Source organism: Acidovorax sp. CCYZU-2555, assembly GCF_018413525.1.
Taxonomy (GTDB): Bacteria; Pseudomonadota; Gammaproteobacteria; order Burkholderiales; family Burkholderiaceae_C; genus Comamonas.
Genome location: NZ_JAHCDD010000106.1, coordinates 1 through 16537, shown reverse-complemented (window position 1 = coordinate 16537; position 16537 = coordinate 1). Strand labels below are relative to the sequence as shown.

The 16537-nt window shown below is 65.1% G+C and carries 14 protein-coding genes and 1 tRNA gene; 5 read left to right on the top strand and 10 right to left on the bottom strand.

The genetic code is table 11. From position 1 onward, the window contains the following. A partial coding sequence (locus KHY18_RS24880) for a sensor histidine kinase (protein ID WP_213306466.1) occupies positions 1-936 on the top strand: 936 nt, incomplete at its 5' end. Between the two features lie 191 nt (positions 937-1127). On the opposite strand, the gene KHY18_RS24875 is transcribed toward KHY18_RS24880, so the two are convergent. Beyond that, positions 1128-1204, bottom strand: a tRNA-Arg gene (locus KHY18_RS24875). Positions 1205-1269: 65 nt separating this feature from the next. After that, positions 1270-2754 (bottom strand): CYTH and CHAD domain-containing protein, encoded by a 1485-nt coding sequence (locus KHY18_RS24870; RefSeq protein WP_213306463.1) that lies wholly within the window; start codon positions 2752-2754, stop codon positions 1270-1272. Positions 2755-3142: 388 nt separating this feature from the next. Between KHY18_RS24870 and KHY18_RS24865 the strand changes: the two genes are divergently transcribed. From KHY18_RS24865 to KHY18_RS24850, 4 genes are all read left to right on the top strand, one after another. Then, on the top strand, positions 3143-3475 hold the full coding sequence (locus tag KHY18_RS24865; RefSeq protein WP_213306460.1) for a hypothetical protein: 333 nt from the start codon (positions 3143-3145) through the stop codon (positions 3473-3475). Positions 3476-3566: 91 nt separating this feature from the next. Further along, positions 3567-3941 carry a hypothetical protein gene (locus KHY18_RS24860; protein ID WP_213306457.1) on the top strand — a complete coding sequence of 125 codons (375 nt, stop codon included), beginning with the start codon at positions 3567-3569 and terminating at the stop codon, positions 3939-3941. A gap of 56 nt (positions 3942-3997) precedes the next feature. Continuing rightward, positions 3998-5266 (top strand): HlyD family secretion protein, encoded by a 1269-nt coding sequence (locus tag KHY18_RS24855; RefSeq protein ID WP_213306454.1) that lies wholly within the window; start codon positions 3998-4000, stop codon positions 5264-5266. Next, positions 5263-7317: a peptidase domain-containing ABC transporter gene (locus KHY18_RS24850; RefSeq protein ID WP_213306451.1), complete on the top strand. Its 2055-nt coding sequence runs from the start codon at positions 5263-5265 to the stop codon at positions 7315-7317. Before KHY18_RS24855 ends, KHY18_RS24850 begins: the two co-directional genes overlap by 4 nt. A gap of 26 nt (positions 7318-7343) precedes the next feature. Here KHY18_RS24850 and paoC read toward each other — a convergent pair whose 3' ends face one another. The 8 genes from paoC to KHY18_RS24810 form a co-directional block, all read right to left on the bottom strand. Further along, on the bottom strand, positions 7344-9551 hold the full coding sequence (paoC, locus tag KHY18_RS24845) for an aldehyde oxidoreductase molybdenum-binding subunit PaoC (RefSeq protein ID WP_213306449.1): 2208 nt from the start codon (positions 9549-9551) through the stop codon (positions 7344-7346). Between the two features lies 1 nt (position 9552). Beyond that, a complete protein-coding gene (locus KHY18_RS24840) occupies positions 9553-10503 on the bottom strand; it encodes an FAD binding domain-containing protein (protein ID WP_213306447.1) in 951 nt (316 codons plus the stop codon). Next, a complete protein-coding gene (paoA, locus tag KHY18_RS24835; RefSeq protein WP_213306445.1) occupies positions 10500-11141 on the bottom strand; it encodes an aldehyde dehydrogenase iron-sulfur subunit PaoA in 642 nt (213 codons plus the stop codon). Before paoA ends, KHY18_RS24840 begins: the two co-directional genes overlap by 4 nt. A gap of 125 nt (positions 11142-11266) precedes the next feature. Continuing rightward, a complete protein-coding gene (locus KHY18_RS24830) occupies positions 11267-12220 on the bottom strand; it encodes a TIGR03915 family putative DNA repair protein (protein ID WP_213306443.1) in 954 nt (317 codons plus the stop codon). A gap of 6 nt (positions 12221-12226) precedes the next feature. After that, positions 12227-13516, bottom strand: a complete 1290-nt coding sequence (locus KHY18_RS24825; RefSeq protein ID WP_213306440.1) for a putative DNA modification/repair radical SAM protein — start codon at positions 13514-13516, stop codon at positions 12227-12229. Between the two features lie 61 nt (positions 13517-13577). Continuing rightward, positions 13578-14003 (bottom strand): Fur family transcriptional regulator, encoded by a 426-nt coding sequence (locus tag KHY18_RS24820; RefSeq protein ID WP_213306437.1) that lies wholly within the window; start codon positions 14001-14003, stop codon positions 13578-13580. After that, a complete protein-coding gene (locus tag KHY18_RS24815) occupies positions 14000-15421 on the bottom strand; it encodes an efflux transporter outer membrane subunit (RefSeq protein ID WP_249729367.1) in 1422 nt (473 codons plus the stop codon). The genes KHY18_RS24820 and KHY18_RS24815 overlap by 4 nt, the downstream gene beginning before the upstream one ends. A 26-nt stretch (positions 15422-15447) precedes the next feature. After that, positions 15448-16537 (bottom strand): ABC transporter permease (locus KHY18_RS24810; RefSeq protein ID WP_213306431.1); only part of this gene is annotated, 1090 nt, incomplete at its 5' end.

Below are 16537 nucleotides of genomic sequence, written 5' to 3'. Positions count from 1 at the left end.
ATCATTGGCCTGGCCCTGCCCGCACTGCTGCAAGGCCTGCGCGACCGCGACAGCGGCGCCGCGCTGCTCACGCCTGAAAGCCTGGGCAGCGCCGATGCGCCGCTGCACCTCGAAGGCCAGGACCGCCAGGGCCGCAGCCTGATGCTGCTGCGCAAGCCGCTGGCCACGGGCGCGACCAGCGGCTGGATCATCACGCTGGTCGACCTGAGCGCCATGCGCCAGGCGCTGGCCCAGCGCGACCAGGCGATGCACTTCATCTCGCACGACATTCGCGCGCCGATAGGCGCCATCATCACGCTGCTAGACATGCGCGATGCCAACGCGGGCCCGGCCGGCGCCGAACTGCTGCAGCGCATAGAACGCTATGCCCAATCTTCGCTGACGCTGGCCGACGACTTCGTGCATCTCGCGCGCGCGCAGAACCAGCCGCTGCGCCAGGATTCCGTCGATCTGGCCTGGGTGCTGGAGCAAGCCATAGACGACTGCTGGACCCAGGCCCAGGCACAAGCCATGGAACTGACATGCACGCTGCCCGAACAGGAGGCGCTGCTGCAGGGCGATGCGTCGCTGCTGCGGCGTGCGGTCATCAACCTGATAAGCAATGCGATCAAGTACGGCCGGCCGGCGCAGCCGATTCAAGGCAAGGTGACGATTGAATGCGCGCTGGTCGCGCGCGGCAATGACTGGGCGCTGTCGGTGCGCGACCAGGGCCCGGGCATTCCCGCCGATCAGCAGGGCCGCTTGTTCCAGACCTTCGACCGGCTGCAGAACCAGAACAACACCCAGACCAACGGCGTGGGCCTGGGCCTGGCGTTCGTGCACACCGTGGTCACGCGCCACGGCGGGCAGATTGAAGTGACCAGCAGCGCGGGCACGGGCAGCACATTTACGCTGGTGCTGCCCAAACTGCCTGAAGGCCAGGCTGCCGCGATCTAAACGTTGCGTGGCGTTCGGGCCCAGGGCCAGCGAACAGCAGATGGTCGTTCGCACTGAGCCGGTCAAAGGGCGTCTCGATCTCAGGCCTGTGCGCCCGTTCGCCGTCTTGCATTCAGCGCGAACTGTGCTGCACTTGATCGATTCCACATACGAAAAAACCTCAGAGTATTTCTACTCTGAGGTTTCACGTTTGGTGCGGCTGGCAGGAATCGAACCCACGACCCCTTGGTTCGTAGCCAAGTACTCTATCCAGCTGAGCTACAGCCGCTAAGCTTCGTATTCTAGCCGCACTTTAATGGCCCTTTGTGAAAAAACCGGCTTTTTTTGTTCGGCTCACCAAAAGCCCGGCTTTTTGGCCCATTTGCCCAGACGGTGCTCCGACGCGTCGAGCAACTCCGTGCGCTGGGCCGCGAGCCAGCCCAGCGCAAACCAGGCTTCGGGCTGGGCAGGCAGCAACTGGGCGAAGGCCTGCTCGGCCACCACCAGATCGTTGTACTCGCCCAGCGCGTCCTGCGCGGGCTTGAGGCGCTGCAGATAGGCCTGGACTTTCTTCGCGCGAAACAGCGAGGCCGCGAACTCGATGGCATAGCGCAGGCGCTTGAGCCGACGACGCGCGCGGTGGCGCTGTTCGTCCGCGAAATCGGCATAGGACTTGGCATCCTTGGCCAACTGGCTGTGCAGATGATCGAGCTTGGCCGCGGCCAGCGCGCGCAAGCCGCCCACGGGCAGCGGCGCATCGGTCTGCTGCTCTGCACCGTTGGCAAACACGATCAGCGCCAGCCACAGATGGGTGGTCGCGGGTGCGCGCAGCACGTCGTCGATGGCCTTGCCTTGCGCTTCGGCCGGCAGTTCGGCCAGCGGCGCGCCGGCCGCGCGCAGCGCGGGCAGCAGATCGGCTTCGAGCGCATCGCGGTCACGCACGCCCCCCAGCTGGCCGAACAGCGTGGCCAGCGCGGACTCCCAATCGGCATCGACCGCGGGCGACCAGTCGCCATAGATGCGCAGCGCCGTGCGCAGCCGGCGCAGCGCCACGCGGGTCTGGTGCACATGCTCGGGCTGTGCAACGCCACCCGCCACTTCGGCGGCATTCGGCAACAGATGGGCCAGGCAGGCGCCGACCATCTGGCGCAAGGCGGCGTCAGGCGAGTACGGCTCCTTGAGCACCATTTCCTGCGCATACATCGGCGCCACCGCCAATGCGTGCCGCGCAAGCTGCTGACCGCGCTCGGCCTTGCTGATCACATCGACCCACAGACCATGGCGCTCGACCCAGCGCGCAGCGAGCGCGACCAGCGCGTCCACGGAACCGCTCTTCAGTTCGAATTCAATCTCGTGCAGCTCGCGGCGATCACCATCGGCGCGAATCTCGCCCACGTCGAGCGCGACTTCAGCCTGCACGCCCGTGCTGCGCAGCACGCGCAAGGTGCGCTGCACATCGGTCGCGTAATAGACCTGCAGGCGTGCGGCCTGGTCGCCCAATGCGGCGGCAAGCTGGTCGCCCGCGGCCGTGCCGGCATGCAAGGCGACATCCAGCGCCGGTTCACCGCTGTCTGCGGCGCGCGGCACTTCGTGTTCCAGCCGTGTCCAGCGGTTCTCGCCCGGGCACTTGAGCGTCTGCACCCAGGCATCGCCTTCCTGGCGCAGACGCAGCGAGACATGGGCTTTCGCCAGCCGCTGATCGGGCGTGTCGAAGTACTGCGCCTGCAGGCGCAGCGTCTTCACATTGGCCTTGGCCTTGCCCTTGGTCTGGGTCAGCGCGCGCAGCAGGGCCTGGCGCTTGGCTGCCGGCACCTGGAATTTCAGTTCGATTTCGTTCATGACTCCGCACCTTTTCACACGGGCTCGCCCCTCCCGCAGGCGGCTAGCAGCCCTTTTACATCGTTTGACTATATAGGGTAGTGACGCACTTTTCGTGCGCAAGCAGCAACAGGCAACCGACAGATCCAGATCCAGGCCATCGCTTGTCAGTGCAACGACCAGGCGACCAGGGATTAACCACAACCCTCATCTTCATCCAAAATTATCCACATCAATTTTATTGACGTAGCAGATCATATCCAAAAGTTATTTATTTTGAGCAACTACCCTACAGACTATTTTATATCCACGACCAAAAATGATGTCCAAGGCCAAAGAGTGCAAGCGACAGCAGACCACGATTTATTCGCCGCGCTTCCTCCCACCGCCCCAAAGGAGGAAATGAATCATGCGCACACTTTCTTTCATTGAAATTGGACAAGTCCATGGTGCCGGGCCGAATGACTCGGATCTTCGCGACGCGGTCGCGAATTCCAGTCGAACCTACGACCTTCCAGGCAGAGCGACATTGACAACCACACTGGAAAAGAACCACTCAACTACGTTTGAGTTGGAAGTTTACGACCGTAAAGTCAGAGCAAACTCTGGTGAGGAACTTGTCAAATTTACCGCTCGAGCCGGCGCAAGTATGTTGGCTGGAGCTTTCACTGGTCCTGTAGGAGGATTTATCGCCGGTCAAGTGGCAAGCTACGGTGTTGGCCGGTTGATGGACAAAGAATAATACATAAAACCCTAATAAATCAATGCCCATTCATCTGCGTCAAGAACAGTGAAGAGCATTGATTATCAAAAAAACCTTGCGGTATAAATTTATGAAAAAATATACACCAAGAATAATCTTCTATGCAGCCACGCCATTACTTGCTTTAGCGTCAATACCATTTTACCCTAATACAATCACGGCCCCACTTATTTCAACCTGGTTCGGCTTCTTGATGATGACACTTTATTTTATTGATGACCCAATAGATATTGATCGAATGTGGATCATTCGCATATTCAAATCGCCGCCAAAACATATTTTTTCTGGAATTATTTTCATTGGACTGATTGGATTAATAGTTGCAGCCATCAGCAAAACTTCTGCGTTGTCATATATTTTCATGACATTTATTTTTATAGCCTTTGAGTTAATTTTTCGGAAATATGAACAGCAGTTTATCTCTCATCGAAACGATAAAAACTGAAGCCTGCCTAGCGAGATCCTCAATGACTTATCACGTCCATCATCCAGGATGCCAATTTGCTATTTCGACCCGAAGCTATTGAAAACGCCAGCGCTTCCTGGATCGCAGGCGTGCGGGCATCAAATGCTCTGCCCACCTGGTCCGGAGTTGCCATTGCAGTGACGCTGGCCGCATCGCTGGTGGGCTACGGTGCGATCGGCTCCTATGCGCGCAAGGCACGGGTCGGCGGAATGCTGGTTCCGCAAGGCGGAGAGCTGCATGTGGCAGCGCCATCCTTGGGGCGAATCACCAATATCCGCATTCGCGAAGGCATGGAAGTGCGCGCTGGCGAAGTGCTAATGGTTCTTGACACCGACCGGACGATCGAATCCGGGGAAGGCACGCGAGGGGTGACCAGCATCATTGGGGAACAGATAGAAAACCGCCGCCAGACGCTTTCCGCCCAGCAGCATGCGCTGCAAAACAATGCACGCATGCAGCAACAGGCCATAGCATCCAGGCTGCGCAGCCTGGAACTGGAAATCCAGAAATTCGAAGACGAGGTCATTCTCCAGCAGCAACGGCGCGGCATGGCGGCGCTCACGCTGAATCAGTATGAGAAGCTTGCCGCAGACCATTTTGTTTCCAGTTCGCAGGTCCGGCTCTACCAGGAGGCGCTGATCGATCAGGACGCCCGCCTCCGGTCCCTTGAGCGCAGCAGGGTCAGTGCGCGCAAGGATCGCGACGCCAGCGTGATGGAGCAGCGACAAGTAGAAACCCAATTGGCCACAGACAGCGCGGTCATCGCGCGTGATATGGCGAACCTGGATCAGGAAGATACCGAAAACCGCCTGCGAAGATACGTGGCGATCACGGCCGCCCACTCAGGCACGGTCTCAGCCCTTGCGGTGCGCCCTGGGCAAAGCGTTGCGGCAGGGCAAAGCCTCGCGACGATCCAGCCTGCCGCCACCTCGCTGGAAGCCCAGCTCTATGCACCCAGCCGCACCGTGGGCTTCGTGAAAAAGGGGCAGCCCGTGCTGGTGCGGTTTGCCGCCTTTCCGTACCAAAAGTTCGGCGTGCACCATGGCGAGGTTTGCGCGATCAGCGGCAGCACATTCACGCAAAATGAATTGCCTACATCGCTGCAACCCCTGTTCAGTCAGCAAACCCCACCCGAAGCGCTGTACAGGATCTCTGTCTGCCTGCATGCGCAGGCGATGACAGCTTTCGGCCAGACGCACGCGCTGCGTCCCGGCATGCTGATCGAAGCGGACATCGTTCAGGAACGACGAAGCATCTTCGAGTGGCTGTTCGAGCCACTCTATGCGTTCGCACGGCGCGCATGAGCCGCCTGTACCCTATCCTCCAGGCCGAGGCCGGCGAATGCGGCCTGGCATGCCTTGCGATGATCTGCAATGCCTTCGGCTCCCGGGTCGATATCAGCGATCTGCGTAGACGCCTGTCGATCTCGCCCAAGGGAAGCACGCTCGCCACGCTGATCCGACACGCCGAATCGCTAGGACTTTCGGGGCGTCCGCTCAGGCTCGAACTGGATGAGCTCTCACGGCTGCGAATGCCTTGCATTCTTCACTGGGACATGAACCATTTCGTGGTTCTGCAAAGCGTGGCGCGGCGAGGCGTACGGATCCTTGACCCGGCTGTCGGTGCCCGCAAGCTGCCCATCGAAGCGGTGTCCCGTCACTTCACCGGCGTGGCGCTGGAATTCACGCCGACACCTGACTTCCATGCCATCAAGGAGCAACGCCGAGTACCGCTGCGCGACCTGATACGGCACACCCGCGCGTTGCGCATGGCGTTGGTACAAGTCTTCTTTCTGGCGGTAGCCCTTGAGGTTTTCGCGCTGGCCGCGCCCTTCTTCAACCAGCTGCTCATTGACGAGGTGTTGGTCACGTCGGATCGTGAATTCCTGTACCTGCTCGCAACGGGCTTTGGTCTGCTGCTGCTAGTGCAAACCGCCATCGAGGTGCTGCGTTCCTGGGTCATCGTGCGCATCTCCGCCGACGTGCGTCTGCAGTGGCTCAACGGCCTGTTCACCCACCTTATCCGACTCCCTGCGCCTTTTTTCGAGCGGCGCCACTTGGGGGATATCACCAGCCGCTTCGGCTCCATCGTGACCATCCAGCACACGCTGACCACGGGCATAGTCACAGGCATTCTTGACGGACTGATGGCGGTGATGTCGCTGGCCATCATGATTGCATACAGTCCGTTGCTGACCTTGAGCGCCGTCACCGCCGTGGCTGCCTATGCCGTGTTGCGCTGGTTGTTCTATGCGCCCTTGCGCGAAGCCAGCGCCGAGCAGCTCGTTCTCGCCGCCAAGGAGAACAGCCACTTCCTGGAAACACTTAGGGCCATCGTGTCAGTAAAGCTATCCGGGCATGAGACTGCGCGCCGCACACGCTGGCAAAAACTGGTGGTCGACGTCATCGACCGCGACGTGAGAACGCAGGTTCTCAGTGTTCTGTTTGCCACCGCGTCGACATTCATTTCGGGCGCTGCCGCGCTGTGGCTGCTCACACTGGGAGCAACACAGGTGATGGACAACCAGTTGAGCGTCGGCATGCTGATGGCCTTCAGCAGCTATGCAGGCATCTTCGGCGCGCGGATCAATCACCTGATCGGCTATGCCGTTGAATTGAAGATGCTAGGACTGCATGGCGAACGCCTCGCGGACATCGCTCTAGAGGAAGCAGAGCCGCGTCCGACGGTTGCCACCGATGTGCAACGCCTTCGGCCCCACATCACCCTGCGCAACCTCAGCTATCGTTACGCGGATGGTGAGCCGTGGATACTGCGCCATCTCGAACTCGATTTCGTCCCCGGCGAATCCGTCGCCATTGTCGGGCCTTCGGGTTGCGGCAAGAGCACGCTGATCAAGCTCCTGCTCGGACTCCTGTCCCCCACCGAAGGCGAAATCCTGATCGATGGGATACCGGTTCAACGGCTGGGGCTGTCGACCTATCAGCAATTGATAGGGGCTGTCATTCAGGAGGACAGCCTGATGGCCGGTTCCATTGCCGAGAACATCAGCTTCTTCCACCCCGAGATCAATCAACGCCGGATGAAACGCTGCGCGCATACGGCGTGCATCCACGAAGAAATTCTTTCCATGCCTATGGGATATCAAACCCTCATCGGAGACATGGGTAGCAGTCTTTCGAGCGGCCAAAAGCAGCGCATTCTGATCGCACGCGCTTTATACAAACAACCGAAATTTCTCATTCTGGACGAAGCCACGAGCCACCTCGATATGCAGAACGAACAACGCATCATCGAGAGGCTGGACCCGCTGCATCTGACCCGCATCTACGTCGCCCACCGCGCGGAAACCATCGCCAGTGCGCAGCGGGTCGTGGCGCTGAACAACGCTCGCTGATTCACTGCTGCATGGGAAAACTGGCCTCACCCCGCCGCAGGCAGCCCGCCAAGCAACTTGTCGAGCGTGATCGGGTAGTCGCGCACGCGCACCCCGGTGGCGTTGTAGATGGCGTTGGCCACGGCCGCGGCCGCGCCGCAGATGCCCAGTTCGCCCACGCCCTTGGCTTTCATCGGCGAGGACGTGGGATCGGTCTCGTCGAGAAAGATCACTTCCTGGTGCGGAATGTCGGCATGCACGGGCACTTCGTAGCCCGCGAGGTCGTGGTTGACGAAGAAGCCCTTGCGCTTGTCCACGGCAAGTTCCTCCATCAGCGCCGCGCCCACGGCCATGGTCATCGCGCCTATCACCTGGCTGCGCGCGGACTTGGGGTTCAGAATGCGGCCGGCAGCGCACACGGCGAGCATGCGGCGCACGCGAATTTCGCCCGTATCCACATCGACGCCGACTTCGACGAAATGCGCGCCGAATGTCGACTGCTGCTGTTTCTTGCCGAGATCGCCGAATTCGATCTTGTCTTCGACTTCGATGCCGTCGGCGCCTGCGGCGCTGGCCAGCGCTTCGGATCGCCCGCCCGCGCTCACCTGGCCGTTGGCGAACTGGGCTTCTCCAGCGGCGAAGCCCAGCTTCTTCGCGACTTCTTCACGCAGCTTCATGCAGGCCGCGTAGACACCCGAGGTCGCGCTGTTTGCGCCCCATTGGCCGCCCGAGCCCGCCGATGCGGGAAACGCCGAGTCGCCCAGGCGCACGAAGACTTTCTCCAGCGGCAGGCCCATCACTTCGGCCGCGGTCTGGGCAATGATGGTGTACGAGCCCGTGCCTATGTCGGTCATGTCGGTCTCCACCGTGACGACGCCGCGGCTGTCGAGGCGCACGCGCGCGCCCGAGGTCATGACAGGACTGTTGCGAAACGCCGCGGCCATGCCCATGCCCACGAGCCAGCGGCCTTCACGCACCTGGCCCGGCTGGGCCTGGCGTTTGCTCCAGCCAAAGCGCTCGGCGCCGGTGCGCATGCATTCGTTGAGGCGGCGCTGCGAGAACGGCCGCTCGGGGTGCTCGGGGTCGACCTGGGTGTCGTTGAGAACGCGCAGTTCGATGGGGTCGATCTGCAGCCGGTGCGCGAGTTCGTCCATCGCGACTTCGAGCGCGCTCATGCCGCTGGCTTCGCCCGGAGCGCGCATTGCATTGCCTTCTGGCAGATCGAGCACGGCCAGGCGCACGCCGCTTTCGCGGTGCGGCGCTGCATAGAGCAGCCGCGTCTGGTCTACGGCCGGCTCGCTGAAACCGCCGGGCAGATTGCCCGAGCAGCTTTCGTGCGACAGCGCCGTGAGCCGGCCTTCGGGCGTCGCCCCCAGACGAATGCGCTGAATGGTCGCGGGCCGGTGCACGGTGTTGTTGGCGATCAGCGGGCGCTGCAGCGCCACCTTCACCGGGCGCTTGACGGCGCGCGCGCCCAGCGCCGCGAGTATGGCGTCGGTGCGCACAAAGAGCTTGCCGCCGAAACCGCCGCCGATGAACGGCGAGACCAGCCGCACATCGGCCTTGGGAATGCCCAGCGTCTTGGCGACATCGCCCACGCCCCAGGCAATCATCTGGTTCGATGTCCAGAGCGTGAGCTGCTTGCCATGCCACGCGGCCATGGACGCGTGCGGCTCCATCATGGCGTGCGACTGATCGGGCGTCGAATAGGTCGCATCAAGCGTCACTGCGGCCTTTGCGTAAGCGCTCGCGAAGTCGCCGACGACGGACAGCGCGGGGTTGTCCTTGGAGCCCGGCGGGCGCGGCGCCGCGCCACGTTCTTCGGCGAGGTCATATTGGCCATCGGCCGCCGCATAGGTGATGCGCACCAGCTGCGCCGCGGCGCGCGCTTCTTCAAACGTGTTGGCGACGACCAGCGCCAGCGCCTGGTGGTAATGCGCGATCTCGGGGCCGCCGAGCAGCGGCGCGGTATTGTTCTTCGCCTTGCCCAGCTTGCCCGCGTTGCGCGCGGTGACCACGGCCAGCACGCCGGGCGCGGCGCGCGCGGCCTTGAGATCCATGGAAGCGATACGGCCCTTGGCGATGCCGGCGCCGACGACCCAGCCATAGGCGGGGTCGGCAACGGCATCGTGGCGTTCGTAGGCATAGGGCGCGCTGCCCGTGGTCTTGAGCTTGCCGTCGACACGGTCGGTGGGCCGGCCGATGTGCTGCAGCTGATCTATGGGATTGGTGGTCGCGGGCGTATCGAATTTCATGTCAGCTCCTCGCTTGCAGCAGGGCCGCGGCGAGCGTGCGCTCGACCAGGGGCAGTTTGAACGCGTTGTCGTGCGTGGGCGCGGCGCCCGCGAGCAGCTGGGCCGTGACGGCTGGCGCGCCTTGCGGCAGCAGGGCTTCGGCCCCCGGCGAGCGCCAGGGCTGGTGGGCGACGCCGCCCAGACCGACACGGCCCGAGCCGTCGGGCTGCAGCACCAGCGCCACCGACACCAGCGCGAACGCATACGAGGCGCGGTCGCGCACCTTGCGGTAGATGTGCTTTCCGCCCAGCGGCCGCGGCAGCGTGACGGCGGTGATGAGTTCGCCGGCTTCGAGCACGGTTTCAAGATGCGGCGTCTGGCCCGGCTGGCGGTAGAAGTCGGCGATGGGAATCACGCGCGCCTGGCCGTCGGGGCGCACGGTTTCAACAGCGGCATCGAGCACGCGCATCGCGACCGCCATGTCGCTGGGATGCGTGGCGATGCAGGCGCTGCTCGCGCCTATCACCGCATGCTGGCGCGTGACGCCGCCGAGCGCGCTGCAGCCGCTGCCGGGCTGGCGCTTGTTGCAGGCCTGGTCGGTGTCGTAGAAATAGGCGCAGCGCGTGCGCTGCAGCAGATTGCCCGCGGTCGTGGCCTTGTTGCGCAGCTGGCCCGAAGCGCCGGCGAGCAGCGCGCGCGACAGCAGCGCGTAGTCGCGGCGCACGCGCGCGTCGGCGGCCAGATCCGTATTGCGCACCAGCGCGCCTATGCGCAGCCCGCCTTCGGGCGTGGCTTCGATGCGGTCGAACGCCAGTGCATTGACATCGACCAGATGCTGGGGCGCCTCGATCTGCAGCTTCATCAGATCGAGCAGATTGGTGCCGCCCGCAATGAATTTCGCGCCGGGCTGGCGCGCGACGGCGGCCGCGGCCGCTGCGGGGGTCTGGGCGCGTTCGTAGGTGAAAGGCTTCATGCGACACCTCCGACTTCGGCCATGGCGTCGACGATGTTCGAGTACGCACCGCAGCGGCACAGATTGCCGCTCATGCGCTCGCGCAATTCTTCCAGCGATAGCAGCGGCTGGGCGCCCAGATCGGCGCTCACGTGGCTGGGAATGCCGTTCTTGATTTCATCGAGCACGGCGACGGCCGAACAGATTTGGCCTGGCGTGCAATAGCCGCATTGGAAACCGTCGTGCTTGATGAAGGCCGCCTGCATGGGGTGCAGCTGCTGGGCCGAGCCCAGGCCTTCGATGGTGGTGACCTGCGCGCCGTCGTGCATGACCGCCAGCGTGAGGCAGGCGTTGATGCGCCGCCCGTCGACGATCACCGTGCAAGCGCCGCACTGGCCGTGGTCGCAGCCTTTCTTGCTGCCGGTGAGGTGCAGGTGCTCGCGCAGCGCGTCGAGCAGCGTGGTGCGCGTGTCGAGTTCGAGCTGGCGCGCCTGGCCGTTCACATTCAACGACACGGCCATGCGCGGCGTGGCGCGGGTGGCGGCAGCGGGCGCGGGCGCCGACTGCGGCGCTGCCGCCGCCTTGGCCCCGGCGGCAGTGGCGGCGCAGGCGATCAGCGCATCGCGACGCTTGATGGCAGGCATTTCAAGGCGATTCATCGCGGTTCCTTTTTTTCGTGGGAACCTGCATTACCCGTGCTCGGCGCGGTCCAGTCAACCTCTATGGCCGCGCAGTACGGCACAAGGCGGCACCGGCCTACAACGCAGCGGCTGAGCGCGACGCGCTAGGCCTGTGGCGCGGGCCTGCCCGGCAATTTGCGCTGCGGCGTCGTCGGCGCATTGGCCAGCATGGCCGCGCTGCGCGCCTGCGCCGCCTGGATCATGGGCGAAATGAGCTGGGTCTCGGGCATGTTGTGCCAGTACTTGCGCGGCATTTCCTTGCGCATGGCCGCGATCTTGAGCCGCGCGGGATTGAAGATATGCGTGTAATAGGTGAGCCACAGGCCTTCGCCGGCGTCGGGGTCGGGTGCGTCGTCGGCGCATGCGCCCGGCCCCCAGCTGAGCACGCCGGGCCGCCCGGCGAGCGGCTGCTGCGCAAAGCCTGGCTGCACGCCCTGATCGGCGAGCGCCGCGATGTCGGGCGCCTGCGGCCACCAGCGCAGGCTGCACTGCGGCGTGAGAATCGCCCAGCGCATGTTGGCGAAACGCTTGACGAAGAACGGCGCCGCGGCCTGCACGATATGGTGCTCGGGCTCGAACCAGGCGACATACAGCGGGCCGCTGCCGTCGCGCGGGTCATCGGCCAGCGCCACGGGGCGAAAGCGCACGAACGCATGGGTCTTGTGCACTTCACGCCGCACGGCCTTGATCCAGTGCTGCATCTGCACGCTGTCGGCGTCGAGCAGATCGTGGCGCAGGCCGGGCGTGAGCTGCATGCGCCACAGCAGCCGGTACAGCAGCGCAAAGCGCGACGGCGCGCGGTGCAGCAGGCATTGCTCGGCCTCGGCGAGCCAGGAGCGCGGCACGGTCAGCGCGCGCTCGGGCGCCGTGGGCAATTCAGCGAGTTGCGTCGCGCGCGGCGGCGGCGCGAACAGGTCGGGAGTCTGCGCCTGCGCGTCTTCGGTGTGCCAGATCACGTCTTCAGGCGGCACCTGCTGGGCCCACAGCCAACGCGCGAGACCGCGCCAGTGCGCGAAGTCAGTGCCGTCGCGTTCAAGAATGAAAGTGTGCGTGGCCATGGGGTGTCAGAACAGGCTCGCCTGCACGGGTTGGGGCGCCATCGGCTGCACCAGCCGGGCCGCGAGCAGCGGGTCGTCGAGGCTGCGCCCCGGGCTCCAGCCCTGGCATTCGACGAACGGCAGCACCTTGGACTGGGGCACGCGCAGGCGCTCGATATCGGCGCTGCGCAGTTGGCGAAAGCGGCGCACGGCCAGCAGCTTGTCGACGCTGCCCACGCCCAGGCCCGGTACGCGCAGCAGCATTTCGCGCGGCGCGGTGTTGAGGTTCACGGGAAACTGCTCGCGGTGGGCCAGCGCCCAGGCCAGCTTGGGGTCGTGCTCCACCGACAGCATGCGCTTGCCCTGGGCTCCGGGCGGAACGATTTCGTGCGCTTCGAAGCCATAGAAGCGCATCAGCCAGTCGGCCTGGTACAGGCGGTGCTCGCGCACCAGCGGCGGCGCGATCAGCGGCAGATCGGCGGTCGCATCGGGAATGGGGCTGAACGCCGAGTAGTAGACGCGGCGCAGGCCATAGCCGGTGTAAAGCCTGGAGCTGGTGACGATGATGTCGCCGTCGTCGGCGCCATCGGCACCGACGATCATCTGCGTGCTCTGACCGCCGGGCGCGAAGGCCTTGGGCGCGGTCGGGCGCGTGCGGCGCGACTGGGGCATGGAGACGATGGCGCGGCTGGCGGCGTCCTTGCGCTCGGCCTTGGAGGTGGCGATATGGTCGTGCAGACGGCCCATCGCCTGGTGGATGGTCGCGCTGTCTTTCTCGGGCGCCAGTTGCGCCAGGCCCTGGACCGTGGGCAGCTCGATGTTGATGCTCAGCCGGTCGGCGTACAGGCCGGCCTGGGCCAGCAGTTCGGCGTCGGCGTCGGGAATGGTCTTGAGGTGGATATAGCCCTTGAAACCATGATCGAGCCGCAGCGAGCGCGCCACGCCCACCAGTTGCTCCATGGTGTAGGTGGGGCTGCGGATGATGCCGCTCGACAGGAACAGGCCTTCGATGCAGTTGCGCCGGTAGAAGTCGAGCGTGAGGTTGACGACTTCGGCGACCGAGAAGCGCGCACGTGGAATGTTGGAGCTGACGCGGTTGATGCAGTATTTGCAGTCGTAGACGCAGAAGTTGGTCAGCAGGATCTTGAGCAGCGAAATGCAGCGGCCGTCGGGCGTATAGCTGTGGCAGATGCCCGCGCCTTCGGTAGACCCCATGCCGCCGCCCACGGCATTGCGCTTGGCGCTGCCGCTCGAAGAGCAGGACGCGTCGTATTTGGCGGCATCGGCCAGAATGGCGAGTTTGGTTTGCAGTTCCACTGTACAAATATACAGCTGCAAACAACGCAATGCAAGACGCGCCCTCTATCCGCGCAAGGGCTTAGAGAGAATGCACTTCCAGCACCAGCGTCTGCCCCGCGACGTTGAGCCCTTCACGCGCCGCGGCCGCGATCAGGCCCGCGTGCAGCTGCGCGTCTTCGAGCATCACGCTTTGCCCGCTGCGCCGGCAGATGAGGCGCACGCCCTGGGTGTCCGCATCGGTGGGCGGCAAGCGGTAATGCACCTTGCCGGTGTCGTCCATCTCGCGCAGCAACATGCCGACGGCATAAAGCTTTTGCGCGATACGGTAGACCGTGCTCAGGCTGGTGCGCATGCCGCGGCGGCGCATTTCGCGAAAGATTTCTTCGCTGTTGAGGCGCCGCGGGTCCTGGGCGGCCATTACCTGCAGCACGCCTATGCGTGCGGAAGTAGGCGTCAACCCTGCGGCGCGCAGGCTTTGCAATATGGTCATGCTGACGGTACTCATGGTGTCAGGCCTTCAAGAGGCAGTGAATTTTCGGCCAGCGTCGCGGCGGCCGTTCGCGACCAGCCGCCGCCCAGCGCCTTGTAGAGCGCGACCGACGCCTGCAGGCCCAGCGCCTGCAGCTGCACGGCAGCGTCCTGCGCCGCGTACAAGGTACGCTGCGCGTCGAGCAGCGTCAGCAGGCTGTCGGCGCCCGCGCGGTAGCGGCGCTCGGCCAGCGTCAGCGCGCGCTGCGCCTGGGCCAGTTCCTCGGCCTGGGCCGCCGACTGCGCGGCCACGCCGGCGACGGCATTGAGCGCGACTTCGGTGTCGGTGAAGGCCGCGACGATGGCCGCGCGGTAGCCGGCCAGCAATTCCTCGCGCTGGGCCTGGGCGAAGTCGCGCCCGGCCGCGAGCCGGCCCGCATCGAAGATGGGCGCGGCCAGGCCGGCGGCCAGCGAATACAGCGGATTGTCGAAAACCCGGCGCAGCTGGTCGCCGCCGGTGGCGATGCCGCCCGTCAGCGTGAGGCGCGGCAGCAGCGCGGCGCGCGCGGCCAGCAGATTCGCATCGGCCGCGGCGAGCTGCGCTTCGGCGCGCGCGATATCGGGGCGGCGCGTGAGCAGTTCGGCGGGCAGGCCCGCGCCCACCGACGGCGCCTGCAGCGCCGCCAGGGTCTGCGTGGCAATCGCCGGCGCGCCGCCCTGCCCCAGCAGCAAGGCGAGTGCGCTGCGCGCATCGCCCGCCTGCTGGCGCAGCGCTTCGACGCCGCGGCGCTGGCCCGCGACCAGGCCGCGCTGCTGCGCGAGTTCCAGCGGCGTGGCCGCGCCGGCGCGCGCGCGCGACTCGATCAGCGCCAGCAGCCGTTGCGCGCTTTGCAGGTTGCTCTCGCCGATCACGATGCGTTCGCGCAGGGCCACTGCCTGCAGCCACGTGGTGGCCACGCCCGCGGTCACGCTCAGCTGCAACGTGTCGCGGTCGAACGCAGAAGCCTGCAGCGCTGCCAGCGCGCTGTCGCGGCCCGCGCGGTTGCGGCCCCAGAAATCGATCTCATAGCTGGCGTTCAGACCCGCGCCGAAAAGGCTGCCGTCGACACTGGCGTTGCCGCCCAGGCGCTGCTGGCGGCTAGCGTTCAGGCTGGCATTGACTTCAGGCAGCAGTGCCGCGCCCGCGCTGCGCGCCGCGGCGCTGGCCTGGCGCACGCGCGCCGTGGCGGCGGCGACATCGAGGCTTTGCGCCTGCGCCTGGCCCACCAGCGCATCGAGTTCGGCGCTGCCGAAGCTGCGCCACCAATCGGCGGTGATGGCCGTGATGGCGGCCGAGGCCGCGGAGTCCGCCTTGCCCGGCCACTGCGCGGGCAAGGCCTGGGCCGCTGCATCCGCGGTGGGCGGCAGCGGTGCGGCGCATCCCGCCAGCACCAGGGCCATGACCAGGACACTCATCTTGCTGTTCAGTCTCACGTTCATCCTCATTTCCCCGCCAGTGCAACCACTGGATCGAGCCGCGCCGCCGTCCTGGCCGGCATGAAGCCAAACAGCAGGCCGGTCGCGACCGCGCAGCCAAAGGCGCCGGCCATGGCCGTTGCCGAAAACACCACGGGCACGTCGGCGACGATCAGCCCCGCGCCTATGGCCAGCCCGGCGAGCACGCCCGCCGTGCCGCCGACCAGCGTGACCAGCACCGCCTCGGTCAGGAACTGGCGCAGGATGTCGCGCTGGCGCGCTCCGGTCGCCATGCGTATGCCGATTTCGCGCGTGCGCTCGCGCACCGTCATCAGCATCACGTTCATCACGCCAATGCCGCCCACGACCAGCGACACCGCGGCGATCAGGCCCAGCATGATGGTCATGCTCTGGCGCGTCGCGGCCTCGGCCTGCAGGCGCGCCGCGGCGTTGCTGATGCCGAAGTCTTCGCGCCCGCCATGGCGCGTGAGCAGCACCTTGCGCATCGCCGCCTCGGCTTCGAACACCTGGCCCGAAGACGCCACATCGATCACCACATAGTCGGGCTGGGTCTGCGCCTGGTAGACGCGCGCCCGGCCCGATTGGTAGGGAATGAACACCATGTCGTCGTAGTTCTGCGCGGCCGATTCGGCGCCGCGCTCGGCCATCACGCCGATGACGATGAACGGCGAGGTGCCGATCAGCAGTTGCTCGCCCAGCGGGTTGGGCGTGTCGGGAAAGAAATGCTGCTTGGCCTTGTGGCCCAGCACCACCAGCGGCGCGAGTTCGCGGTCTTCGGCGGCGGTGTAGTAACGCCCCTGCGCCACGCGCCAATGGTGTACCGCGGGCATGCGTTCGCTGGCCGCGAACACATAGATTTGGCGGTCCACATTGCCGCGGCGCACGGTGATCGGGTCGCCGATCACGGGCATCACGGTGCCTATCTGCGGCAGCGCGGCGATCGCGTCCAGGTCCTCCGGCGTGAGCTGGCCGGCCGGGCCGCCCGTGGGCGGCGCCTTGCTGCCCATGTACATGATGGTCGTGCCCAGCGTGCCCATCTGGGCGACGATCTTCTGGCGCGCGCCTTCGCCTATCGCCAGCATGACGATCACCGAC

Bases quoted from the DNA above. Each gene is read 5' to 3' on its own strand.
- paoA (WP_213306445.1), bottom strand. From the start codon at position 11,141: ATGAATCGCCTTGAAATGCCTGCCATCAAGCGTCGCGATGCGCTGATC.
- KHY18_RS24860 (WP_213306457.1), top strand. From the start codon at position 3,567: ATGAAAAAATATACACCAAGAATAATCTTCTATGCAGCCACGCCATTA.
- KHY18_RS24820 (WP_213306437.1), bottom strand. From the start codon at position 14,003: ATGAGTACCGTCAGCATGACCATATTGCAAAGCCTGCGCGCCGCAGGG.
- KHY18_RS24850 (WP_213306451.1), top strand. From the start codon at position 5,263: ATGAGCCGCCTGTACCCTATCCTCCAGGCCGAGGCCGGCGAATGCGGC.
- paoC (WP_213306449.1), bottom strand. From the start codon at position 9,551: ATGAAATTCGATACGCCCGCGACCACCAATCCCATAGATCAGCTGCAG.
- KHY18_RS24865 (WP_213306460.1), top strand. From the start codon at position 3,143: ATGCGCACACTTTCTTTCATTGAAATTGGACAAGTCCATGGTGCCGGG.
- KHY18_RS24840 (WP_213306447.1), bottom strand. From the start codon at position 10,503: ATGAAGCCTTTCACCTACGAACGCGCCCAGACCCCCGCAGCGGCCGCG.
- KHY18_RS24830 (WP_213306443.1), bottom strand. From the start codon at position 12,220: ATGGCCACGCACACTTTCATTCTTGAACGCGACGGCACTGACTTCGCG.
- KHY18_RS24815 (WP_249729367.1), bottom strand. From the start codon at position 15,421: ATGAGTGTCCTGGTCATGGCCCTGGTGCTGGCGGGATGCGCCGCACCG.
- KHY18_RS24870 (WP_213306463.1), bottom strand. From the start codon at position 2,754: ATGAACGAAATCGAACTGAAATTCCAGGTGCCGGCAGCCAAGCGCCAG.